Raw genomic sequence first — 22,492 nt, 5'->3', positions numbered from 1 at the left:
CATGGCAGAGTTCCGATGATCCGGATCCGAGCAGTCGATCCTAGCCAAGTTCCTGATATTGAGCTTTGAGAAAACGATTGCTTTTGGTAAAAGAGGCTCTGACGCTCTGTTCAAGCTCGTAGTACCATACTTCCTCTCGGGCATGCTCGATGCGGTCGACGTTCAGCGTTAGGATGTATTGTTGGTCGTCGTCGAACCTTGCGCGCGTGAGCACGAATTCCAAGCTCTTTTGCAGGGTATCGTCGTCCACATCGAAGATGTTGTCGTGAACCAGAATGCCGGGATGGCGTGATTTGGTGTACTCGTTCAGCAACAGCGCCATGTCGTAGATGAAGACTTTTTCTCTCTCGACGCTATGACTGCCGTCATCGTCGATCCGCAGGACGATGTCGACAACGTGCTTTCGGGAAGTGGTCCGTACCGCGAACGAAGCTTTACGATTGCCCTGGATGAACTGGTGGATGGTGAGGATCGTCCGTTCGAAAGATCGCAGGCGCTCCGCGGCGGCCGAGATGCTGGCCTGCAACGCCAAACGTTCGGCCTCGATCTCAGACCTCTTGGTCTGCCGTTCGATCAGCAGCTGGTCGTAACGGCTGAAGAAACTCCTAAGTTGTCCGAGCTCATCGCTCTTGGCCTGGAAGGAGGCGTAGGTCTGGCGAAGATTGCGCAGCTGCCCTTTCTGGTCGAGAACCGCAGTAAGTTTGGCGTACCTCCTGTCGAGCTCTGCGAGCTGTCTGTTCAGTCCTCGGATCTCGACGTCCACCACTCTCGACTTTTCATCCAGCAGGTGGCGCTGGAACTGCTCGATCTTGGACTTGAAGGCGATCACTTCCGTGAGTTCGCGGACGATGCTGGCACCCAAACCGGCGCGAAGCTGATCGTAGAAGGCGCGGATCTCGTCGCCGTCTATGCCGGGTTCGAGGGCGATCGGCGCCAGGTTCGCAGAGCGCCGAACCAGCACGTCCTTGCTACGGCGCAGCTCCGACATCCGGTCCTCGATCTCCAGGATTTCGCCCTTGACGATGTCGTAGGCCGGGGCGTTCTCCAGTGCATCGATGCCCTGACGGATCGTCTCGACCTCCTCGTCGAGGGCATTGAGGTCGGATCGGGCGTCGTCCAGGTTCTTCTGGCGGACGAGCTTCACGCTCTCCTTGATGCGAGCCTCCTCGATGGCGATCGCATCGAGTTCCTTCTGGATCCCCTTGATGGCACGGTAGATGTCGAGATCGATGCCCAGCAGCATGAGGTGGGGAGCGTAGTTGTCCGGGATGCGGGCCTTGGTGTCGAAGCAGGATACGATCGACTTGAACTCGGATCGTTCGTCGCGGATTAGCGGCCCCAGCATCTCCCGAAACCCCACCTGCGCCTCCTGGTCGGCAAAGAGCCTGCCTGTAAGGAAGTCGGTCGCATCCTTGAGCTTCGCGTAGACCGTCTCGCGTCCGTCCACGATGATGCGAGGGTGCTCTGCCTCTTCGAGGGATCGCTTGATGGTATAGTGGATCCCATGCAGCTCGAAATCGACGCAGATGAATGTGCGCGGGTCGAAACTCTCCCGCGGGATCTTGGCCACTCGGCTCTCCCCCTTGCGTTTGAGCAAGGCGAAATTCAAGAATTCGATGCAGAGCGATTTGCCGACGCCGTTGTTTTTTGAGCTTGTGGCATCGCTTTCACCAAGGATCACATTGATCCCCGGTGTAAAGACGATCGGGTCGATGGTGGCCGGCTCGGTGAAGAGGCGCTCAATCAACATCGCGGGCGATCAAATATGGCTCTTCGAATTCGATGAGGCCGACGGCGTACAGAAAGGTGATGCCATAGAAGAACGAATTCCAGGCGAACCAACTCTCGCGCTTGAAGCGCTCGACCACGTCGAAGATACTGATGCGGCCCTTGCCGGATTGTTTGATGTAACGTGCAATCTCGAACCCGACGATCGCGGGCGATTTCTCGAGGGCCTCGTCTTTTAGAAAGATGCTAGGCATCGAGCGCGCGCTTGTTCGGGAACACGTTGCAGGCGATCAACTGGTTGATGAGGTAGTATCGGATGGCGCCATCGTCGAAGGCAACCTCGCTGCTGCCCATCATCCTGAGAACCTTCCCGGCCAGCGCCTCGAGTGCGGCTTTGGGATCGCCTCCAAGCTCGCTAAGGACGCGGTCGCTCCAATTCATGAGGTAGACCTGGAGCTTGCGGACACGCACGTGTCCGAGGTCGGCATGCCTATTCACTTCAGCCAGCGCGCGTCCATATATCTCGTGCAGGTCGACGAACTGCTGCTCGAGAAACGCAGCGTGATCCGCGAAGCGGTCGCGGATCTTCCTATCGGGATCCGGGTCCTCCCGATTGTCGCCCGCCAGAATCCCTTCCTCGGCGGCGCTGAGAACCTCGATGAGACGGATCAGCGTACAAACCTCGTTCGACTGTCGGGGCTCGACGATGGCCAATTCGCTGCGCAGGAAGTCGCAGCAGCGCTCAAGCTTGCTTGATGGAAGATCGGCGACCTTCCTCAATAGTTCGTGAATGTCCCAGACATCGTCCACCAGCGACATGCTGAAGACGCCCTCGCCGCCTAGGGCCAACTCGCGGTATCGGAGCTTCTCTCCGATTATCAGGACCACCAACCGGTCGTATCTGCCATTGAGACCGCTCGCTACGAAGCCCTTGTGGGTATGCTTGATCTTTGCGAGTTCCGCGGTCGAGGTCACCTGAATGGCAATGCGCTCGTCTTCATCTCCGAGGTCAATCGCTCGTGCGTTCCTCTCGATGATGTTGATGTTCTTGAGATTATATCCGAGCGCAAGGTTCAAAAAGTCACGAAAGAATGTTTCCGAATGAACGTTGATATCTTGTAGGTTGAGGCTATTGAGCTGCCCAACCGACACCCTCAAGTGCGCCAGATAGTGCGAGATCACTCCAAGGAGGCTTGCGCGGTTCATGGTGTGGACAGAAGGTCGCCTGGAACTCACGAGTTCTAGCGGTGTAACGCGACCTTAGCTACGCCAATCATGCTGTTTTATGGAAGACGCTGCTCAAGGCCGAGATGCCACTCACCTAGCGAGCCTCTTCGTCGGCCGGCATGCTTTCGACGCCTAGTGGGTTCGGTTGTCCCAAGGTCTCCGCGGCGTCGATGAACGCCCGCGCCAATTCGCGACGGATGCTTCCTGCCGCAACGGCGACCGTCAGGACGAATGGCCGGCCCGCACGGTCGCGGCTGCCAACCTGGTCGACACTTAGGCGCCGTCAGGCGTGCGCGGTCTCGATGGCCCGGGAGAGTTCAGGCGTGGCCGCGAGCGGCGCGAAACAGTGTCCACCATCTCGTGGCCGGTCGGGAAGCCGTCGGTGGCCGGCACGTCCCGGCTCGCCGCCTCCAAGAGCGTTAGGTAGGCACGCCTCAGTCCGGAAAGCCGAAGGACTCGACCTAATCGGTTGGCTCCGCCTCCTCGTGCTCCACCGGAAGCGCGGGAGGATGCCCAAAGGGCCGGTTCACGATGGTGAGGACCTCCGTCGCGGCGAAGATGCGATTGCGTGCGTAGCCCGTGCGTTCGGAAAGGATCCCGGTCCCGACAAGTTGCTCGACCGCTTGGTTGGCCTGCGCGACGGTCACGTCGAGCAGGCCGGCGAGGCGCTTGACCGTAAGGACGGGATGGTCGGTGATCAGTTCAAGCGCGCGGGTCGAGGCCGCGCCCTTGCGGAACTTGCGGCGCCCGGACCAGTCCGCGCGCAGCGCGGCGAGTGCCGCGCGCGTGACCAGCAACTCGTCCACCGTGGCAACCACCGCGTCGGAAACGAAGCCGACGATGGCTTCCCATTCGAGCCGCTGCTGCGCGCGCTTCAGGGCCGCGTAGTAGTCGTCCTTGTGCGCATCGATGTAGGGCGAGAGGTACAGGGGCACTTGGCCCTCCGCCGCCATCATCAGCGGCAGCAGCAGGCGCCCGACGCGACCGTTGCCGTCCCTGAACGGGTGCACCGCCTCGAAGTGCGCGTGCGCCAACGCCATGCGGACCACGAGGTTCTGCGTCATGGACTGCATGCCCTCGTTCCGCAGGTAGTCGATGGTTTCGAGAAGGCAGTGGCGGACCTGGGCGGGCGGCGGGGGATTCCACGTGGAGTAGGCGATGTGGCCCTTGCCGCCGATCCAGACCACGCTGTCGCGAAGCTCGCCGGGCTCATCCTTGTAGTCCGGATCCGACCTCATCACCTCCGCGTGCAGACGCTGGATCAAGTCGAGGTCGAAGACCTCGTAGCCACGCTCCATCGCGTCCGGCAGCAGACGGTCCAAGAGCTGCGCATAGTCTCGGACCTGCCGCACCTCGGACCGACCGTCCTCGTCGGCATCCTCGACGACGAGGAGCTCGTCTAGCGTGCTGTTCGTCCCTTCGATGGAGGACGAACTCACCGCTTCTTGGCGCTTAAGGATGCGGCTGATCAGGTACGGGTCGGCCATCTCCCGTGCGATGGCCTGCACCTTCCCGAGGGCGGCGCTGGCCGCGACGAGGCGGTCCAACGCACCGTCGAGCGTTACATGGTTTTCCGGTGGGGAAATCGGCACCACGCCGTAGTGGCTGTCGTGCGGGGCCGGTAGGCGCACCAAGCGCTGCCGCACGGCGTGGATCAGGTGATCCCGCTTCACAAAAATCCATCCTATGGCGTCACTATCCCAGCCATATTATGGTTTTTTTCCAAAAGCCACAACACTAGCCGCCGTAGAGCGCTTTGATATGGCTTTTCCGGCTGTTGCCGTACAGCAGGTCGACCGCCGTCCTCAAAACCGGCAAGGAGCTGATGAAGTTCACGCTGCTGAACCGCGGATGGGCCGATCGCCTCGTCGCCCGCTACTCCGATCGCTAGGATCGCGAACCCGGACGCCTCAAGGCCGTCGCCGCCCACGTCGGGTTCGCCGAGCGTTGGCGCACATCCCGCATCGATGCCGCCGGACCGCCTCAAATCGCCTGGCCGCCGCGGTAGCGCGCGAAGGTCGTCCGGCCGTCAGGCCCGAACAGCACGACCTCGTAGGTGTCCGGCACCATGCCCTCGACCTCCATGCCGGGCGAACCGGCCGGCATGCCTGGCACGGCCAGACCCGTACCCTTCGGGTGCTCCGCCAGCAACCGCTTGACCGCATCGGCCGGCACGTGTCCCTCGACGACGTAACCATCAACGACAGCGGTGTGGCAGGAGGCGAGGTCCCGCGGCACGCCGAGGCGCGCCTTGACCGGGTTCACGGCTCCCTCGGTCACCGTCACCGTGAAGCCGGCCTCGCGCAGATGGTCCACCCACTTCCGGCAGCAGCCGCAACTCGGGTCCTTCGTCACTGCGACCGTCGGCAATCCCTCCGCCGCTACGGACCGCCCGACCGCCAGTCCCACCGCCAAGCCTGCGAGCACGGCTCGCCGGGACGGCGTCACATAAGATCTCATCGTCTGCTCCTGTCGGTTCCTCATTCGGCGGCCAGCGGCATCCGTGCTTCGTCCTTGGTCTCCGCGGCACCCTGCGGCAGCCCGCGCCCCTTCACCAGCGCGTAGACGGCCGGAATCACGACGAGGGTCAGCACGGTCGAGGAGACCATCCCGCCGATCATCGGCACCGCGATGCGCTGCATGACCTCGGAGCCCGAGCCGGTACTCCAAAGGATGGGCAGGAGACCCGCCATGATGGCGACCACCGTCATCATCTTGGGGCGGACCCGCTCGACGGCGCCGACCATGATGGCCCGCCGCAGATCTTCCCGAGTGAGCGGGCGATCTTCGCGCCGGCAGCCGGCCCGGACTTCGTCGAGGGCGTGGTCGAGGTAGACCAGCATGATCACGCCGGTCTCGGCGGCGACGCCGGCGAGCGCGATGAACCCGACCGCCACCGCGACCGACATGTTGAAACCCATCCACCACATCAGCCACACGCCTCCCACAAGGGCGAAGGGCAGCGACAGCATGACGATCAGCGTCTCGGTCAGGCGCCGGAAGTTCAGGTAGAGCAGCAGGAACACGACCAGCAGCGTCAGGGGCACCACGATCCTCAGGCGCGCCTCGGCCCGCTCCAGGTACTCGTACTGTCCGCTCCACTGCAGGGTCGTGCCCGGCGGCAGCTTGACTTCGCTGTCGACCGCGGCCCGCGCGTCGGCGACGTAGCCGCCGAGGTCCCGGCCCGCGAGATCGACGAAGATGTAGACCGCGAGCTGCCCGTTCTCGGTGCGGATCGAGGTCGGTCCCCGCGTGAGCTCGACCTTGGCCACCTCGCGCAGCGGCACCGTTCCCCCCGCAGGCAGCGGCACCTGCACCTCGTCGGCAATGGCCCGCGGATCCGAGCGGAAGGCGCGCGGGTAGCGCACGTTCACCGTATAGCGCTCGCGACCCTCGACGGTGTTCGTGACGGACTGGCCGCCGAGCGCCGTCGCGATGACGTCCTGCACGTCGCCGACGCTCAGGCCGTAGCGCCCGAGCGCCTCCCGGTCCGGCGCGATGTCGAGGAAGTAGCCGCCGATGACCCGCTCGGCGTAGGCGCTCGACGTGCCGGGTACGCTTCGCACCACGGCCTCAACCTGACGGGCCACCTTCTCCATGGCGCCGAGGTCGGTCCCGAGCACCTTGACGCCGACAGGGGTGCGGATGCCGGTCGCCAGCATGTCGATGCGGGCGCGGATCGGCTGCGTCCAGGCATTCGACACGCCCGGGAACTGCAGCGCTTGGTCCATCTCGGCCTTCAGGCTCGCCAGCGTCACGCCCGGGCGCCACTCCACCTTCGGCTTGAGGCTGATGATGGTCTCGGCCATCTCCATCGGCGCCGGATCCGTCGCCGTGTTGGCGCGCCCGGCCTTCCCGTAGACCGACGCCACCTCCGGGAAGCTCTTGATGATCCGGTCCTGGGTCGCCAGCAGTTCGGCGGCCTTCGTCACCGAGATGCCGGGCAACGTGGTCGGCATGTACATCAACGTCCCCTCGTTCAGCTCCGGCATGAACTCCGAGCCGAGCTGACGCGCCGGCCACACCGTGGCCGCCAGCACGCCGATGGCCAGCACGATGGTCAGGACCCGGGCCTGGAGCACGCCGGCGATGAGGGGCCGGTAGAGCCAGATCAGGAGCCGGTTCACCGGGTTGCGGTGCTCCGGGACGATGCGCCCTCGCACGAACAGCGTCATGAGGGCCGGCACCAGGGTCACCGACAGGAGCGCCGCCGCCGCCATGGCGAAGGTCTTGGTCAGGGCGAGCGGCCCGAACAACCTGCCTTCCTCGCCTTCCAGGGTGAAGATCGGCAGGAAGCTCACCGTGATGATGAGCAGCGAGAAGAACAGGGACGGGCCGACCTCGGCGGCGGCCTCGACCAGGATCTCGACGCGCGGCTTGCCTTCGGGCGCCCGCTCCAGGTGCTTGTGGGCGTTCTCGATCATGACGATGGCGGCGTCGATCATCGCGCCCACCGCGATGGCGATGCCGCCGAGCGACATGATGTTCGCGCCGAGCCCCAGAGCCTTCATGCCCGCGAACGCCATCAGGATGCCCACCGGCAGCATCAGGATGGCCACCAGCGCGCTTCGGACGTGAAGCAGAAAGACGATGCAGACCAGGGAGACGACGACGCTCTCCTCGACCAGCGTGTGCCGCAGCGTCTCTATGGCCGCGTCGATGAGCTGCGAACGGTCGTAGACCGGCAGGATCTCGGTGCCGGCCGGCAGGCTCTTGGCCACCTCGGCGAGCTTCGCCTTCGCGTTCTCGATGACGCTGAGGGCGTTCGCGCCGAAGCGCTGCAGGACGATGCCGCCCGCCACCTCGCCCTCGCCGTTCAGCTCGGTGATGCCGCGGCGCTCGTCCGGCCCGAGCTCGACCCGGGCTACGTCCCGGACCCGCAGCGGCGTGCCGCCGGAGGTCTTCAGCACGATGTTCTCGATGTCAGCGACGCTCCGCAGGTAGCCGCGACCGCGCACCATGAATTCGAACTCGGAGAGCTCGACCGTGCGGCCGCCGACATCGGCGTTGCTCGACCGGATCGCGTCCCGGAGCTTGTTGAGCGGGATGCCCTGGGCACGCAGCCGGTTGGGGTCGACGACCACGTTGTACTGCTTCACGAACCCGCCGACGCCGGCGACCTCGGCCACGCCCTCGGCGCGCGAGGCCCCGAAGCGGATCACCCAATCCTGCAGCGAGCGGAGCTCGGCGAGCGTCCGCTCTTTCGCCACCACCACATACTGGTAGACCCAGCCCACGCCGGTCGCGTCGGGCCCCAGTGTCGGCGTCACGCCGGCCGGCAGGCGGCTCGCCGCGCCGTTGAGGTACTCCAGCACGCGCGACCGGCCCCAGTACGGGTCGGTGCCGTCCTCGAAGATCACGTAGACGAAGGACACGCCGAAGAACGAGAAGCCCCGCACGACCTTCGCCTTCGGCACGGTCAGCATGGCGGTGGTCAGCGGATAGGTGACCTGGTCCTCGACCACTTGGGGAGCCTGGCCCGGGTACTCGGTGTACACGATGGCCTGCACGTCCGAGAGGTCGGGGATAGCGTCGAGCGGCAGCGTCCGCAGCGCCATGACGCCTGCTGCGACGGCGAACACGGTCCCGACCAGCACCAGGACGAGGTTGCGGGCCGACCATCCGATGAGACGTGCGATCATGGCTTGGTCTCCATGTTCGCGGCCTGCCGGTCGTCCGCCTTCGGGGACGCCATCGATTGCAACGCAGCCTTGAGGTTGCTCTCGGCGTCGATCAGGAAGTTCGCCGCCGTGACCACCCGATCACCAGCCGTTACGCCCTCGCGGATCTCGGTGTAGCCTGGGCCGCGTGCCCCGATCTTGACCTCGCGCGGCTCGAACCGGCCCTCGCCGCGGTCGAGCAGCACCACCTGTCGCGCGCCCGTGTCGATGACCGCGTCGTCGGGGACCGCCACGACGGGCTTTCCGGTTCCCGTGGCGATCTCGACCTCGGCGTACATGTCCGGCAGGAGCGCGCCGTCTGGGTTCGGCAGCTCGATGCGGACCCGTGTGGTGCGTGTGTCCGGGTTCACCTGCGGGTAGATCACGCCGACCTTGCCCGAGAACGTGCGCCCCGGGGCCGAGCGGACTCGGAGGGTCACCGGCTGTCCGACCCGCACCCCGGCGAGGTCGCGCTCGGGCACGTCGGCCAGCACCCACATCGTCGAGATGTCGCCGATGCGGAACAGCGTGTCGCCGGCCGCGGCCTTCATGCCCTCGATGGCGGTCCGCTGTAGGACCACGCCGTCCCGGGCCGACGACCAGGTGATGGCCATCGGCACCTTCCGGGTACGCTCCATCTCGTCGATCACCGCCTCGGAGACGTTGAGGTTCTGCAGGCGACGCCGGGCGCCGTCGAAGCCGGGATTGGCGATGAGCTGGGCGGCCGCGGCGTTGATGTCGGGCGAGTAGATGTGGACGAGGGGTTGACCCCTGCGGACACGGTCGCCGGTGGTGACGTCCTCGACGTGGTCGACGTACGCGTCCGAGCGGGTCGCGATGACGGTCACGCGCCGCTCGTCGAGGGCGACGGTGCCGGGCACGCGCACGGGCTGGGCGACGACCCGGCGCTCCACCGTCTCGGTCCGGACGCCTGTGCGCTGGACCTTGCCGGGCGACACGGTGACGACGTTGCCGCCCTCGTCCTCGCCCGCGTAGACCGGGATGTAGTCCATCCCCATCGAGTCCTTCTTCGGCACCGGCGAGGTGTCGGGCAGGCCCATCGGGTTGCGGTAGTACAGGATTCGCCGGTCGCCGGAGCCGGGCTTGGACGACCCGGCCGGCTGGCCGTCGCCCGCCATGCCGTGGGGGGCCATGTCGACGGACATGGCCTCCGCGTCCTCGCCGTCGAAGCGGACGTCCTCGCTGGCGCGGACGGCCCGGAACTCGCGTCCGTCCGTCGTGACCATCGGCGCGAGCGAGTAGACCGGCTTCCCGTCCGGGTCTTGGTAGTAGACGACCGGGCCGGACGGGGCGGCCCTCGCGGGGCCCGCCGCGGGGGGCAGGAGATGCGCGAGCCCGTCGCGAGCCCGGTCCGCGAACGCGGTCGGCAGCCCCGAGACCGCGCGTCCGGCGAGTTCGGACACGGCGGGGCCGTCGTGCCCCGCCCAATACCCGACGCCCGCGGCCGCGAACGCGGCGAGGGCCCCGGCGAGCCATCCGGACCGGCTCATTTCGCGGCCTGGACGGTCAGATCGCCCTCGACCGTGCCGGTCTCGCCCTGGACCTTGGCGGCCAGCGACAGTCGCCAGCGGCCCTGCATGCCGAGGTGGGCCTTGAAGCGGTAGATGCCCGGTTCGGTCGATGGCACCTGCTCGACCTTGGTGGCCATCTCCTCCATGGCGTCCGGAGCCATGTCGAGGCGCTTGGCGAAGATCACGGCGTCGGTCACCGGCTCGCCGCTGCGCTTGTCCACGAGCCGGACGGCGAGGACCGCGTCCCCGACCTTCGCCTCGGGCTGGACGAGCTGGAACTGATAGTCGTCGATGCCGGCGAGCGCCGGCAAGGCTTGGGCCGACATCGAGGCGCCGAGCAGCGCAGCCGCAAGGGCGCGCGCGAAGGGATTCCTGGTCACGGGTGCAGTCTCCTGAACGCGATGGTCGCCGGCGCGCGGTCGCGCGCCATCGTGCCGGCGCTCACGCCGGCGGCATCGGGTTCAAGCTCGGGGGGGCTCGGGTAACGGTGGCCCGTGCATGCTGGCGAAGAACGCGGCGTTGGGCCACGCCCGGCTCGTCCGCGTCGCGACCGGTGCCGGTACCGACACCGCGGACGGCGGGAGGGAAGCGATGCCGGCGAGGCAGAGCGCCAGCAGTGGGCAACCCGCCTTGGCACAGTCGGGCTTCGCCGTCTTCACTGGCGGACAGCATGGCATCTCGGCCATGTCGATGTCCGCCATGTTGGCGGGGTCCGCGATCGGCATCGCCTCGTGCCCGACGCCTGCCTGCGCCATCGCGGACGCGCGCATGCCCGCGACGGCCGCGGGGACGGCCACCGGCGTCAGGGCGAGGCTGAGAACCGCAAGCAGCGGGAGCAGCCGCCGAAAGGCGAGCCAGAACGTCACGGACCCACGATGCCAGTTTTTCGGTCCTGGCGGAAGGCCAAGTGATTCGACGGCATCAGAAGTCCCCGGTGGGACGCGTGGGCCGGTCGGCGGAAGGACGCTGGGGCATCCCGGTGATCGACCCGGTCGCCGAGCCGATCTCCACCGGTTCGACAGGACGGGGCGGCGTCCGGTGCGTCTGGGGTACGAAGCGGGACGGGACGTTGTCCATCCACCCCGCGAGCGCATAACCTGGCAGTGCGGCAAGCATTGCAATGCCGGCGAAGACGGGAAGGATCTTGGTTCTCATGGCGGAACTCGATCATTACTCGGAAGCTCGCGGCTCCTTTCCTTGAGTCCGTACGTCCCGCGCTCATCGTTACGACATTGCGCGAATTCTTTTTCGTGCTGCGGCCGGCGCCATGGGACCCAGTCATCTTCGCCGACCGCCTTGGTACGCCCTTGGCTTGTTCGCTACCATCGGAGCAGGCGCGGTCCCAGGAGTGCCCCCGCCAGCGTGCACAGCGCGATGGTCCCTCCGTACCAGACCGCGACGAACGGCACGGTGTCGTCCATGCAGTGCAGGGAATAGCCGAGCGCGCTGACCGCGCCCGAGGCGAGGCCAACCAGGGCCCCGGCCCGCACAAGGTCCGTCGGCGCCCCGAACCGCCGGACCGCCCACGTGACGACGGCGAACGGCACGACGGCGATCAGCGGGATCGAGACGAGGCATTCAAGCCAGGTGTGGCCCGAGATCAGGCCGTGCCAGTGCTCGCGCGGGGTCATCGACAGGCTCGCCCCCGCAAGCGCCGCGACCGCGACGAACGGCAGGGCGGCGACCCCGAGATGGACGCGGCTCTCGCCGCCGGGCCTCGCGGCCCTGACGAGATACCGGAGCGCGAGGCCTCCGACCGCGGCCGCGAACGCAAACTTGAACGCGAGGAACAGGAGCGGCCGGGTCTGCGTCAGGCCGGGGCGCACCCCCAGCACCACAAGTGCGAGGCATAGCGCGGCCGCGGCGCCGACGGCGACCGCCATCCCGAGTCGGCGGGTCATCCACGGGGTCCGGACCGGCTCCTGCTCGAAGCTGTTGCCCAGGAGGCCGATGAGTTCGTCGGTCTTCATCGCGTCTTACCCCCCACCAGGTTCGCCAGCGCCTTCAGGCCGCGATGGACGCTCACCTTGACCGCGGTCTCGGTCATGCCGGAGCGTTCGGCCGCCTCTGCGGTGCTCAGTCCCTCGACCTTCGTCGACCGGATCGCATTCCTCATCTTGGCCGGCAGGTGCGCGAGGAGGCGCTCGACGTCGTGCGAGCTCTCCGCCGCGACGTGATCGTCATGGGCCACCAGCACGCCTGCATCCTCGACCGGGACGTCGGTCGTGGACGCGCGCGTGCGCCGGAGATGGTCGATGAGCTTGTACCGGGCGATGGCGTGGATCCACGGCGTCACCGGTTGCGTGAAGTCATAGGTGTGCCGGCGCGTGTGGATCACCATCAGGGTCTCCTGGACGAGATCCTCCGCTTCGGTGTCGCTCCGTCCGGAACGGACCAGCTTGCCCTTGTAGTACGCGCGTAGGTGCGCGCCGAGACGCTCGAGGAAGCGCCGGTAGTCGGCCGCATTCCCCCCGAGGCTGGCGATGAGCAGCCCGCGCAGTTCCTCCTCCGCCCGGGGCACCTGCGCTAGGCGAGCCGGCTCGTGGATGCCGGGCCAAAACTCGAGTTCCGTCGCATCATCCACCACCCCGCAGTGCCCCTCGCGACCGCCGCGCCGTGCCGCGTGGGCGCATATGTCGTCCGACGATCCGCATCACGCAGTCGGTCGCCGGGTCGCGACAGGGAACCGCCCCACCGCTCGAAGGTCAGTCCGGAAACGAGGCCCGAAAGGTTACAGCGCCCTGGGCATGCCCGCACGCGCAGGCATGTGCGGCGAATTATTGCCAAGCCTGGGCGCCGATCCCTAGACCGTCCCGGGCACGACGAGAGGGGGGCGGGCACGGGGCTCCCGAGCCTTCCGGCCGGCATGCACCGTCCGCGATGATCGGTCTTACGGATCGCATCCCAAAGGGGCCTTTGCTCCGGTCCGGCGACTGCGGCGGGGTCGTCTTGGCGCGACGCCCCGCTCGCCTCCTTTCACGCATCCGAACTAGTCCGGGCCAAAACCGGCCATCACGCAATTGAAGCCTTTCTGGGAGTACGGCCATGATCGAGGTGATCCCGAACTGGCATCCGGTCGCGGTCCATTTCACGATCGCCCTCCTCATCACGGCCAGCGCGCTGTTCGCCGCAGGGACGCTGTTCAGGACTTCGCCGTCCGGGGCCGCGCTCACGACGGCCGCCCGCTGGAACCTCGCGATCGGCATCGCGGTCACGGTCGCGACCCTGGCCACCGGCTGGACTGCGTACAACACGGTCGCGCACGACGCGGCCTCGCACGCGAACATGTCCGTCCACCTACGCTGGGCCGTCGCCACCGCGTCGGTCTTTCTCGTCGCCGGGGGCGTAGCCTGGCTGGAGCGCCGGAAGGGCGCCGGCGCGGGCTTCGCGCTGCTGGCGCTCCTCGCAGGAGGTTCCGGGGCGCTCGCGGTCACGGGCTGGCTCGGCGGCGAGAACGTCTACCGCTACGGCCTGGGCGTCATGGCGCTTCCGAAATCGGGCGACCACGTCCATCCCGGAAGTGGCGGCCACTCTCATGATCATGCCCACGATCATGCTCACGACCACGCGCCCGCAAACGGGACAGCCGCGCCAGATGCCGCCTCAGGCCAGGCAGGGACCGCCCCGGCTCCCACCGTTCCGCACGACCACGCCAACGGCCATGAGCACAGCCACGAGCACGGCCAAGTACAGGATCAGGCCCCCGCGGAAGGTTCGGTGACGCCCGATGCCGCCGCCGGCAAGGCCGAAGCGGCTCCGGATGCCGCCGCTCCGCACAACCACGATCACGACCACGCGCACTGACCGGCGCGTCGCCGGTCCGGTTCCAGCTCGACGAAATGCGTCGTCGCACGTCGGTGCATTCGCGATCGCCTCACCGAAACTGGCTTGTGGCGCAAATCCAACAGACTGTTCTTCCACGGCGCATGTCCGGTGCCGCGGATTGCCGCTTCCGCCAAGCCGTGCGAATGTCCGCCAAGATTAGGCCGGAACCCTGATCATTGAACATCGTGCGCACATTGCTGCTTGCCGTGCTCGCCTTGGCCTTGGCCATCGCGCCGGCTGCGCCGTGCACGATGGGCCGGCATGCCGCGATGGCCGACCGCCTGGTCGCCCAGGTTGCGGGGGCGATGTCCCACGCACGTCACGCGCAGACACGCCAGGGCGACGATGGTTGGGATGACGCCGCGCTTCAGGCTGGATCCCAGGACGTGGCGGCCGCGACCGCCGGCGATGACGGCTGTCCGGGACATCGGCACCGTTCGAAGCGCCCGGCCTGCCCGTCGCCGTGTTGCACCCTCGGGTGTCAAGCGGCGCTTCCGGTGGCTGTCTGGATGGACACGCCTGCGGACTATCGTCCTTCCGACCGGGTCCTGATCGTCCAGGAGGACGGGGCCGTCGACGCGCATCCGCTCCGGATCGAGCGACCGCCGAGGCGGGGCGCCTGACGTAAGGGCGGGTCTAGCGACCGCCCACGGCCGCTTCGGCGGGACGAGCAACCATTCCGTTCGACGACCCGACGCCTCGGTCGGGCGCGACCCCGTCGCCGGCACAGGCCACGCGACCGGCGCCGCGCCGCGCCGGGCCTCGCCCGCGGCCGTCCGCCTCAGTCCGGGAAATCCACAATGTTCAAGTTGCCGAGACCGGCCGCGCTCGCGGCGGTCCTGCCGCTCGCCGGCTGCATGCCCGCCGCGGTGCCGGTTGGGCTCGTCCTGCCCTCGGAACCGAACGTGCCGGTCCCGCCACCCCGCTACGCGAAGGTGACCGCGGGCGTGCAGGATTTCCGCGTCGTCGAGCCGAAGGACTGGCGGGAACTCAACCGACAGGTCGCACCCAAGGCGGGGTCCGGCGGGATGGAAGGCATGCCGGGCATGGACGGGATGCCCGGAATGGGCGGCAAGCGCGATTCCGGAGGCCGATGATGCTCCGTCGCTGTAACCGAACCGGCTTGCATCCCGGACTACCCGATATGGGACGCACCACGACCGCGCCGGAACGAGGCGGCAGGACCGCGCGCGCGCCGGGCGACCCCGTCCGGGGGCATCCCTGGCGCACGGCCGCGAGCTTGGCCGTCCTGGCAGGGCTCCTGGGAGGCTGCGCGAGCTTCTCGCCGGACGCGGGCCTGTCGGTCGCGGGTGACTACGCGTCCCTCGAACTGCGCAAGGACATCGTGAAGGGGGATGACCAGGGGATCGCGCCATCCGCGGAAGCGCAGGTAAACGAGCTGCTGCGGCATCCCCTGACGGCGGATGGCGCCGTGCAGGTCGCGCTGCTCAAGAACAGGGGCCTGCAGGCCGCGTTCAACGACCTCGGCGTCTCCGAGGCGCAGTTCGTGCAGGCCACGCTGCCGCCCGCCCCGCGCCTCTCCATCACGCAGTGGGGTCTGGGGTTCAACACGGACATCGAGCGCTCCGTAGCCGCGAGCGTGCTGGAGCTGGCGACGCTGCCGGTGCGCGCCGAGATCGCGCGGCAGCGGTTCAGAGCCGATCAATACCGCGCGGCGGAGCAGGTCCTGCGGCTCGGGGGCGAGGCGCGGCGGCAATACTACCGCACGGTTGCAGCCAATCAGGCGACCGCCTTCCTGGAACAGGCGCTGGCGGCTGCCGGATCGGCTTCGACGCTGGCGAAGCAGTTGGGCGAGACGGGCGCGCTGAACAAGCTGGAGCAGGCGCGCGAGCACGCCTTCTACAGCGAGCTGGGCGCGCAGCTCGGAAAGGCGCGCGTCCAGCAACGAGCGGAGCGCGAGCGCCTCACCCGCCTGCTCGGCCTATGGGGGCGCGAGATCGACTTCCGGCTGCCGAACGGCCTGCCAGCCCTGCCGAAGCGTCTCGTGGACGGCCGCGCCATCGAGGCCGAGGCGGTGAGCAAGCGGGCCGACGTGCAGGCCGCCCGGTTCGAGCTGCAGTCGCTCGTCGGGCAGTTCGGGCTGAACCAGGCCAGCGGCTTCGTCAGCGTCTTCGACGTCGGTTTCGCGAACCAGTTCGAGCGGTCGAGGACGTTCGAGAGTGGCTCCGCCCCGAAGGTCGACAAGAGCAGCCTGAACGGGTTCACGGCAGATCTGGTGATACCGATCTACGATTTCGGCACGACAGCCGTCCGCGGCGCAAAGGAAAGCTATCTCGCCACCGCCAACCGCCTGGCGGAGCGCGCGGTCAATGCCCGCTCCGAGGTCCGCGAGGCGTACCAGCGCTATCGCGGGCAATACGACATCACCCGGCACTACCAGACCAGCGTCCTGCCCCTGCGAAGGACGATCCAGGACCAGGCGCTGCTCCAATACAGCGGCATGCTCCTCGACGTGACCACGCTGATCGTGGACGCCCGGGCCAGGATCCTGAGCAACATCCAGGCGATCGAGGCCCAGCGCGACTTCTGGATCGCGGCGACCGACCTCAAGGCAGCCACCGTCGGCGGCGGGTTCTCGGCGGACAACTACGGTGGCGAGCCCGCCGGAGGGAGCCCGGGCACCAGCCTCGCCGTCGCGACGCCCGGCGGCTGACGCAGGCACCCCGGTCCGCCCATGACATTCGGAGAGACATCATGACCGACATCTCGCGCAGAGGGATCTTGGGAGCGGGCGGCCTCGTGCTCGCTGGCACGTCCATGATCAGCGGGCGGGTCCAGGCCGCGGGCCTGCCGGAGGCCCCGATCATGGACAAGGCGACCATGCAGCCGCCGCTCTACCCGACCAGCGGGCCGGACTATCAGCCGGTGGTGACGCTCAACGGCTGGACGCTGCCGTGGCGCATGCGCGGCGACTGGAAGGAGTTCCACCTGATCGCCGAGCCGGTCGTACGCGAGATGGCCCCCGGCATGAACGCGCGGCTCTGGGGGTACAACGGCCAATCGCCGGGACCGACCATCGAGGCGGTCGAGGGCGACAAGGTCCGCATCTTCGTCACGAACCGCCTGCCGGAGGCGACCGCCGTGCACTGGCACGGGCAGACGTTGCCCAACGGCATGGACGGGGTCGCCGGGCTGACCCAGCCCGGCATCCCGCCGGGCAAGACCTTCGTCTACGAGTTCATCCTCCGGCGCTCCGGCACCTTCATGTACCACCCGCACTCGGACGAAATGGTCCAGATGGCGATGGGCATGATGGGCTTCTTCGTCGTGCATCCGCGCGACCCGGCCGAGCGGCGGGTCGACCGCGACTTCGTCTGGCTGCTGAACGCCTACGACATCGAGGCCGGGTCCTACGTGCCCAAGGTCAACACGATGCTCGACATGAACATGTGGTGCTTCAACAGCCGCGTGTGGCCGGGCATCGACCCCATGGTCGCGCGCCAGGGCGACAAGGTCCGTATGCGCTTCGGCAACCTGACGATGACCAACCACCCGATCCACGTGCACGGCGTCGACTTCAAGGTCACGGGCACGGACGGCGGTTGGATCAATGAGGGCAACCAGCTGCCGGAGGTGTCGGTCGACGTCGCCGTCGGACAGATGCGGGCCATCGAGTTCAACGCCGACAACCCTGGCGACTGGGCGATCCACTGCCACAAGTCGCACCACACCATGAACGCGATGGGCCACTCGGTCCGGACCTACATCGGCGTGAATCTCAAGAGCACCGCCAAGCAGATCCAGAAGATCGCGCCGGGCTACATGCCGATGGGCTCGACCGGCGGCGGCATGATGTCCGAGATGGAGATGCCGCTCCCCGAGAACACGCTGCCGATGATGACCGGCGCGGGCCCGTTCGGGTCCGTGGAGATGGGCGGGATGTTCACTGTTCTGAAGGTCCGCCCGGGCCTCGCGGCCGGCGATTACCGCGACCCGGGTTGGTACCGGCACCCGGAAGGCACCTTGGCCTACGAGTGGACCGGCGAGCCGATGCCCGAGCCGGCCCGGGCCCCGGACACGCCCAAGGGTCGGCGCGCCCGCCAGACCGATCTGCGGGTCGTCGATCCGCGCACGCGCCGCACCGCCTCGAATTCGGGCAGCCACGAGCACTGAGCGGGCGGCCACGGGCCGCCCGATAGCCTGCTGGGGCGCCTCGCGCGCGGCGGGCAGACCCGTTCGGAACGGGAGCACTCCCTTCCGAAGCCCGCCGCGCCGGTCGCCGCTCCCCCCCCTCGAGCGGCCGGCGCGGCGGTTCGATTGACCCAAGGAGAAGAGAAGCCATGAGACGCAAGATCACGCTCGCCGTCGTTTCGGCGGCCTTCCTGGCGGTCGCAGCACCGGCGTGGGCACAGTCGGTGAAGGGCACCGTGACCAAGGTCGACCCGGCCGCCGGCAAGGTCACGCTCGACCACGCCGCGATCCCGAAGCTCGACATGGACGCCATGACGATGGCGTACCCAGTCAAGGATCCCGCGATGCTCAAAGATCTCAAGGCCGGCGACAAGGTGGACTTCGACGTCGCCGAGACGGGCGGCTCCTACACCGTCACGAAGATCCAGAAAACGAAGTAGCGCCCTGGAACGAGGCCCTCCGCGCGGTCGTCGCTCGATCCCGCGCGAGGGCCTCCGGACCCTTGAGATGGAGCAACCATGCGACGCCTGATCCTGTCCACCGCGCTGGCCGCCGCCCTCCTCGGCCCCGTCCCGCAGCACGCCGGCGCGCAGCCCGCGAGGGGCGCGCCAGCGGCCCTGGAACGGGCGCGCGAGACGATGGCGAACCGGTTCCGGGACACGAAGCTGACCGGCGACCCGGACCGGGACTTCGCCGAGCTCCTCATCGCGAGCTACGAGGAGACGCTGTTCCTGGCCAAGACGCAGCTCGACTACGGCGGGGACCGGCAGCTGCGCGAGGCCGCCCAGAAGATCCAGGACGAGCAGCAGGCGAAGATCGATGCGCTGAAGCAGTGGCAGGTCCGCAGCCGTGAGGCCGGGTACCGGCCGCAGCCGAACCAGACGCCCTCGGGCGAGGGACCGCTGGACCGACAGGCGCAAAAGGCCCCGCCGCAAAGCCAGCCCGCATCGCCGCCCACCACCGAGAAAGCGACGCCGCCGGCACCGCCGTCCAATGCCCCTCTCGTCGCCGGGACCGTGAAGAAGGTCGACGAGAGTGCGGGCAAGGTGACCCTCGATCACGAGAACATACCAAACATCGGGATGGACGCGATGACGATGGCCTACAAGGTCCAGGACCCTGCCCTGCTCAAGGGGTTGAAGCCCGGCGAGCGGGTGCGGTTCTCCGCCGACCGCGTGAACGGTTCGATCGCCATCACGCGCATCCAGAAGTCCAAGTGATGGGAGCCGGCCGGTACCGCCCGAGCCCGGCTGCGGCGGCTCGCGCCTCTGGCGTCCTCCTCGACGTCGCGGCGGCCGCCGGCGCGGCATCGGCGGAGGAAGGGCCGAGGGGTACCGCGGGAGCAGCCATGGGCGGTGGCGTCGAGGACGTCACGGCCGGTGGGCAAGCCGTCTATGGCGAACTCCTGGCGCGGGAGGCTTCGGCCCGCGGGGTCCCGCCCGCGCTCGCCGAGGCGGTCGCGTTCGTCGAGAGCGACTACGACGCCGGGGCTGTCGGAACGGTCGGCGAACTCGGGCTGATGCAAGTCCGGCCGGTGACGGCGGCGATGCTGGGCCACCGCGGGCCGGCCGCGGAACTCCTCGACCGGGCCACGAACGCCCGCTTCGGCGTCGCCTACCTCGCACGAGCCTGGAGACTTGCTGGCGGCGACGTATGCCGTGCCCTCGCCAAGTATCGCGCCGGCCGCGGCGATGGAGCGCATGACGCCGCGCTCCATCGCCTATTGCCGGCGCGTCCGCGACCGGCTGGCCGCCGTGGGGTCGCCGCTCGCGACGGTCGCGGCGACGGCCGGCCCCGCCGTCCCGTGGGCATCCGCATGGAGACCCCGCGCGGTGCCGACAGCCGTCTCGCTCCTGGCGAACCGGTTCTGGGCCGCCCACGTCGCGCGGGTCCGCGCCGTCGAGATCCGGACCGCCCGGATCATGGGGGGCGGCTGATGCGGCCCAGAAGGGCGATGCCCCCGCGGTCGGCTCAAGTGCGCCGGAGACCGCCAGGGACCGGTACCCGTCGGTACACGGTCGCCTTCGCGCGTCTCCGGACAGGTGAGGCAGGCCCGGCATGACGTTCAAGCCCTACCCACAAGCGCGCGGCGACGGCTCACTCGGTGCTGGATGGGCCATGCTGCGCGCCAGGTTGGCCCGCCGCATGGCCCTCGGCCTCTACTCCGAGCGCGTGTCGATAGGTTTTGAGCGGAATCTGACGGTCCCCGTCGAACCGCCAGCTGCCAGGATCCCGGTCCGGCTGCGCGATTTCCGATCCGAAGACCTGCCGGCCCTCTTCCCCGTTTGCGACGAGGCGGCGGAGCGCGAGCGCGACGACGTCTTGTGGCGATTGCGCGCCGCCGCGCATGGCGTCCTGCCGAGCCGATGCTACGTGCTCGTCGACGCCGGATCTGACCGAGCTTGTCACATGCAGTGGCTTACCGGGCCGGGTTACGGCGACGCGGTCCGGCGGTCCGGCGCCCTGCCGGTCCTGGCGGTCGACGAGGCCATGCTGGAGAATGCCTTCACGCCGGTGGGCTTCCGCGGCCTGGGCGTCATGGCGGTCGCCGTGCACCTGATCGCCGAACGCGCCCGGTCGGAGGGCAAACGACGCTTGGTGGCCTTCGTCGACGCCGACAACGCCGCCTCCCTCAAGGCCATCGAGCGGGCGGGCCTCAAGCCCTGTTCAATCCGCACCAGACGCCAGTTCGCCTTCGGGACATTCCAGACCGTCCGGTTCGAACCGAACACGGGGACCGTAGGTCGATGGGCGCGCCTCGCTGCACGGGACGTGGGCGACCGCGTGCCCGTCGAGGACGGCATCGCCTTGGAGTGGGACGCACGAAAGGCAGAGCCGCCGGGTGCCGACTGAGACCATCTCGAACGCCGGACCACGAACCGCGCCCTCCCGTCCCGACATTTCGAACCGAGCTGCCCAGTGACGGCAATCGAAGCCATCCATGCCCTCGCCCACAGGCTCACGGGTCTCGACTACCCGCACGGCCACTGGTGGATCGTCGCCGACGCCGTCCTCATCTTCGTCGTGGCGCCCGCGTGGACCGCGTGGCTCGTCGGCCGCGCCGCAATGCGCCGCCATCGGCGGTCGGCGGCCGGCCTCGGTGCCGGGGGATCCACCGATGGCCAGCGGACCGCGCCATCCCGCGGCCGTCGGCCTCGCGGCGTCGGGCTCCGACCGGGCCGGCGCCTGGAGGCATACGTCCTGGACGCCACCCTGGGCATCCAGTTCCGCTTGGTCTTCCTGTCGCTGGCGACGCTGCCGGCGGCCTGGCTGACCCTTGAGATACCCAAGCACATCGTCAACCATGCGCTCGCCGACGCGCGGGGCGACGGTCATCCCGGCATGACCTTCCTCGGCCTTCCGCTGGGCCGCACGGAACTCCTGTTCGCCCTGTGCGCCGGCTACCTCGCCGTCCTCACTCTGAACGGGCTCACGAAGTACGCGGCGAACCGGGTCCGCGGACGCGTCAACGAGCGCGTCGTGCGCCGCCTTCGCCTGGCCGTCCTACGGCGCGCGCGCACGGAGCGCTCGGCCGACCGCCGGACGACGCTCGCCGCCGTGGCGGTCCAGGAGGTCGAACCCATCGGATATTTCGGCGGCAGCCTCGTCGCGGTCCCCATCGTGCAGGGGGGCGTGCTGATCACGAGCGTCGCCTTCCTCCTGCTTCAGGACGTCGCCCTGGGCTTCGCCGCGCTGATCATGCTGCCTGTGCAGCTCACGGTCCTGCCCCGCCTTCAGCGACGCCTGAACGCGAAGGTGCGGCAGCGCGTCCTCGCCACGCGCACCCTGGGGGCCTTCGTCACGACGCCCGAGGGCGACGGGGCGCCGAGCCCGACCACGTTCGCGGCGGGGCGCGATCGGCACGCCTCGTCGTTGCGGCAGCGGATGGTCCACGTCGAGGAGCTCGAGCGGGTGCGGGTCGCCATCAACGACATGAAGGGCGGCATCAAGAGCCTGTACAACTACACGTCCAACCTGACGCCGTTCTTCTTTTTCCTGATCGGCGGATATCTCGTCGTGCAAGGTCGCCTTTCACTCGGGGCCCTCGTGGCGGCGCTCGCCGCCTACAAGGAGATCGCGCCCGCCCTCAGGGAGCTATTCGATTTCGCCCAGGATTGGTCGGACGCCGCCGCGCGCTTCGCCGAGGTCACGCGGGCCGTCGAGCTCCCGGCCGGCGTTCGGCCGGGCCTCGCGAGGTCGGTGTCGACGCGGGAGGCGGCCTAGCCGATGCGCGCTCTCGTCCTGCGTTTCCCCGATTGCGGACATGCCCCTTCCCCCTGCCCGGTTGGCGCGCCGGACGCGGTTCCGGTGCGGCGGCACCCGAGCGTGAAAGCGGACGGGCGCGCGGCGCTCGGGGTTCCATCGCCC

The 22,492-nt window shown here is 68.2% G+C and carries 21 protein-coding genes and 2 pseudogenes; 11 read left to right on the top strand and 12 right to left on the bottom strand.

Going from position 1 to position 22,492, the window contains the following annotated elements:
* Positions 1-40: 40 nt before the first annotated feature.
* From BKE41_RS01925 to BKE41_RS01910, 4 genes are all read right to left on the bottom strand, one after another.
* Positions 41-1,750: a DUF2326 domain-containing protein gene (locus BKE41_RS01925; RefSeq protein WP_043073017.1), complete on the bottom strand. Its 1,710-nt coding sequence runs from the start codon at positions 1,748-1,750 to the stop codon at positions 41-43.
* Positions 1,740-1,982, bottom strand: a complete 243-nt coding sequence (locus BKE41_RS01920; RefSeq protein WP_043073038.1) for a hypothetical protein — start codon at positions 1,980-1,982, stop codon at positions 1,740-1,742. The genes BKE41_RS01925 and BKE41_RS01920 overlap by 11 nt, the downstream gene beginning before the upstream one ends.
* Positions 1,975-2,934 carry an SMEK domain-containing protein gene (locus BKE41_RS01915; protein ID WP_043073016.1) on the bottom strand — a complete coding sequence of 320 codons (960 nt, stop codon included), beginning with the start codon at positions 2,932-2,934 and terminating at the stop codon, positions 1,975-1,977. The genes BKE41_RS01920 and BKE41_RS01915 overlap by 8 nt, the downstream gene beginning before the upstream one ends.
* 482 nt (positions 2,935-3,416) lie before the next feature.
* Positions 3,417-4,628, bottom strand: coding sequence for a Fic/DOC family N-terminal domain-containing protein (locus BKE41_RS01910; protein WP_043073015.1), 1,212 nt, complete (start codon positions 4,626-4,628; stop codon positions 3,417-3,419).
* 143 nt (positions 4,629-4,771) lie between these two features.
* On the opposite strand from BKE41_RS01910, the pseudogene BKE41_RS32535 reads away from it, so the two are divergent.
* Positions 4,772-4,846: pseudogene (locus BKE41_RS32535) on the top strand (arsenical resistance protein ArsH); the annotation flags it as partial.
* A gap of 92 nt (positions 4,847-4,938) precedes the next feature.
* On the opposite strand, the gene BKE41_RS01905 reads toward BKE41_RS32535, so the two are convergent.
* The 8 genes from BKE41_RS01905 to BKE41_RS01870 form a co-directional block, all read right to left on the bottom strand.
* Positions 4,939-5,415 carry a DUF411 domain-containing protein gene (locus BKE41_RS01905; protein WP_043073037.1) on the bottom strand — a complete coding sequence of 159 codons (477 nt, stop codon included), beginning with the start codon at positions 5,413-5,415 and terminating at the stop codon, positions 4,939-4,941.
* A gap of 20 nt (positions 5,416-5,435) precedes the next feature.
* Positions 5,436-8,597 carry a CusA/CzcA family heavy metal efflux RND transporter gene (locus BKE41_RS01900; RefSeq protein WP_043073014.1) on the bottom strand — a complete coding sequence of 1,054 codons (3,162 nt, stop codon included), beginning with the start codon at positions 8,595-8,597 and terminating at the stop codon, positions 5,436-5,438.
* Positions 8,594-10,126, bottom strand: a complete 1,533-nt coding sequence (locus BKE41_RS01895; RefSeq protein ID WP_070998392.1) for an efflux RND transporter periplasmic adaptor subunit — start codon at positions 10,124-10,126, stop codon at positions 8,594-8,596. The genes BKE41_RS01900 and BKE41_RS01895 overlap by 4 nt, the downstream gene beginning before the upstream one ends.
* Positions 10,123-10,527 carry a FixH family protein gene (locus BKE41_RS01890; protein WP_043073013.1) on the bottom strand — a complete coding sequence of 135 codons (405 nt, stop codon included), beginning with the start codon at positions 10,525-10,527 and terminating at the stop codon, positions 10,123-10,125. The genes BKE41_RS01895 and BKE41_RS01890 overlap by 4 nt, the downstream gene beginning before the upstream one ends.
* 81 nt (positions 10,528-10,608) lie before the next feature.
* The gene (locus BKE41_RS01885; protein WP_043073012.1) at positions 10,609-11,013 is read right to left on the bottom strand and encodes a hypothetical protein; all 405 of its coding nucleotides are present in this window, start codon (positions 11,011-11,013) and stop codon (positions 10,609-10,611) included.
* 55 nt (positions 11,014-11,068) lie between these two features.
* Positions 11,069-11,302 carry a hypothetical protein gene (locus BKE41_RS01880; RefSeq protein ID WP_043073011.1) on the bottom strand — a complete coding sequence of 78 codons (234 nt, stop codon included), beginning with the start codon at positions 11,300-11,302 and terminating at the stop codon, positions 11,069-11,071.
* Between the two features lie 164 nt (positions 11,303-11,466).
* A complete protein-coding gene (locus BKE41_RS01875) occupies positions 11,467-12,117 on the bottom strand; it encodes a DUF1109 domain-containing protein (protein ID WP_070998390.1) in 651 nt (216 codons plus the stop codon).
* Complete coding sequence (locus BKE41_RS01870) at positions 12,114-12,668, bottom strand: sigma-70 family RNA polymerase sigma factor (protein ID WP_107645284.1); 555 nt, start codon at positions 12,666-12,668, stop codon at positions 12,114-12,116. Before BKE41_RS01870 ends, BKE41_RS01875 begins: the two co-directional genes overlap by 4 nt.
* A 524-nt stretch (positions 12,669-13,192) precedes the next feature.
* On the opposite strand from BKE41_RS01870, the gene BKE41_RS01865 reads away from it, so the two are divergent.
* The 10 genes and pseudogenes from BKE41_RS01865 (at position 13,193) to BKE41_RS01820 (ending at position 22,348) form a co-directional block, all read left to right on the top strand.
* On the top strand, positions 13,193-13,951 hold the full coding sequence (locus tag BKE41_RS01865) for a DUF2231 domain-containing protein (RefSeq protein WP_043073010.1): 759 nt from the start codon (positions 13,193-13,195) through the stop codon (positions 13,949-13,951).
* Between the two features lie 197 nt (positions 13,952-14,148).
* Positions 14,149-14,595, top strand: a complete 447-nt coding sequence (locus tag BKE41_RS01860; RefSeq protein WP_043073009.1) for a hypothetical protein — start codon at positions 14,149-14,151, stop codon at positions 14,593-14,595.
* 177 nt (positions 14,596-14,772) lie between these two features.
* On the top strand, positions 14,773-15,069 hold the full coding sequence (locus BKE41_RS01855; RefSeq protein ID WP_043073008.1) for a hypothetical protein: 297 nt from the start codon (positions 14,773-14,775) through the stop codon (positions 15,067-15,069).
* A gap of 47 nt (positions 15,070-15,116) precedes the next feature.
* Entirely contained in the window at positions 15,117-16,646 is a 1,530-nt protein-coding gene (locus tag BKE41_RS01850) for a TolC family protein (RefSeq protein ID WP_043073007.1), read from the top strand.
* A 41-nt stretch (positions 16,647-16,687) separates the two neighbouring features.
* A complete protein-coding gene (locus BKE41_RS01845) occupies positions 16,688-18,106 on the top strand; it encodes a copper oxidase (RefSeq protein ID WP_043073006.1) in 1,419 nt (472 codons plus the stop codon).
* A 167-nt stretch (positions 18,107-18,273) separates the two neighbouring features.
* Positions 18,274-18,564, top strand: coding sequence for a copper-binding protein (locus BKE41_RS01840; protein ID WP_043073005.1), 291 nt, complete (start codon positions 18,274-18,276; stop codon positions 18,562-18,564).
* A gap of 78 nt (positions 18,565-18,642) precedes the next feature.
* Positions 18,643-19,344, top strand: coding sequence for a copper-binding protein (locus BKE41_RS01835; RefSeq protein WP_070998388.1), 702 nt, complete (start codon positions 18,643-18,645; stop codon positions 19,342-19,344).
* Positions 19,344-19,757, top strand: a pseudogene (locus tag BKE41_RS31890) (transglycosylase SLT domain-containing protein); the annotation flags it as partial. The gene BKE41_RS01835 and the pseudogene BKE41_RS31890, both read left to right, overlap by 1 nt.
* Before the next feature lie 425 nt (positions 19,758-20,182).
* On the top strand, positions 20,183-20,977 hold the full coding sequence (locus tag BKE41_RS01825; protein ID WP_043073004.1) for a GNAT family N-acetyltransferase: 795 nt from the start codon (positions 20,183-20,185) through the stop codon (positions 20,975-20,977).
* A 66-nt stretch (positions 20,978-21,043) separates the two neighbouring features.
* Positions 21,044-22,348: a multidrug ABC transporter ATPase gene (locus tag BKE41_RS01820; RefSeq protein ID WP_070998386.1), complete on the top strand. Its 1,305-nt coding sequence runs from the start codon at positions 21,044-21,046 to the stop codon at positions 22,346-22,348.
* The last annotated feature ends 144 nt before the right edge of the window (positions 22,349-22,492 follow it).

Source organism: Methylobacterium sp. C1, assembly GCF_001854385.1.
Classification (GTDB): Bacteria; Pseudomonadota; Alphaproteobacteria; order Rhizobiales; family Beijerinckiaceae; genus Methylobacterium; species Methylobacterium radiotolerans.
Note: the sequence above shows the minus strand (reverse complement) of the source record. Positions and strands in the feature narration are given on the sequence as shown.

Bases quoted from the DNA above. Each gene is read 5' to 3' on its own strand.
- BKE41_RS01925 (WP_043073017.1), bottom strand. From the start codon at position 1,750: ATGTTGATTGAGCGCCTCTTCACCGAGCCGGCCACCATCGACCCGATC.
- BKE41_RS01920 (WP_043073038.1), bottom strand. From the start codon at position 1,982: ATGCCTAGCATCTTTCTAAAAGACGAGGCCCTCGAGAAATCGCCCGCG.
- BKE41_RS01915 (WP_043073016.1), bottom strand. From the start codon at position 2,934: ATGAACCGCGCAAGCCTCCTTGGAGTGATCTCGCACTATCTGGCGCAC.
- BKE41_RS01905 (WP_043073037.1), bottom strand. From the start codon at position 5,415: ATGAGATCTTATGTGACGCCGTCCCGGCGAGCCGTGCTCGCAGGCTTG.
- BKE41_RS01900 (WP_043073014.1), bottom strand. From the start codon at position 8,597: ATGATCGCACGTCTCATCGGATGGTCGGCCCGCAACCTCGTCCTGGTG.
- BKE41_RS01895 (WP_070998392.1), bottom strand. From the start codon at position 10,126: ATGAGCCGGTCCGGATGGCTCGCCGGGGCCCTCGCCGCGTTCGCGGCC.
- BKE41_RS01880 (WP_043073011.1), bottom strand. From the start codon at position 11,302: ATGAGAACCAAGATCCTTCCCGTCTTCGCCGGCATTGCAATGCTTGCC.
- BKE41_RS01875 (WP_070998390.1), bottom strand. From the start codon at position 12,117: ATGAAGACCGACGAACTCATCGGCCTCCTGGGCAACAGCTTCGAGCAG.
- BKE41_RS01865 (WP_043073010.1), top strand. From the start codon at position 13,193: ATGATCGAGGTGATCCCGAACTGGCATCCGGTCGCGGTCCATTTCACG.
- BKE41_RS01855 (WP_043073008.1), top strand. From the start codon at position 14,773: ATGTTCAAGTTGCCGAGACCGGCCGCGCTCGCGGCGGTCCTGCCGCTC.
- BKE41_RS01850 (WP_043073007.1), top strand. From the start codon at position 15,117: ATGGGACGCACCACGACCGCGCCGGAACGAGGCGGCAGGACCGCGCGC.
- BKE41_RS01845 (WP_043073006.1), top strand. From the start codon at position 16,688: ATGACCGACATCTCGCGCAGAGGGATCTTGGGAGCGGGCGGCCTCGTG.
- BKE41_RS01840 (WP_043073005.1), top strand. From the start codon at position 18,274: ATGAGACGCAAGATCACGCTCGCCGTCGTTTCGGCGGCCTTCCTGGCG.
- BKE41_RS01835 (WP_070998388.1), top strand. From the start codon at position 18,643: ATGCGACGCCTGATCCTGTCCACCGCGCTGGCCGCCGCCCTCCTCGGC.
- BKE41_RS01825 (WP_043073004.1), top strand. From the start codon at position 20,183: ATGACGTTCAAGCCCTACCCACAAGCGCGCGGCGACGGCTCACTCGGT.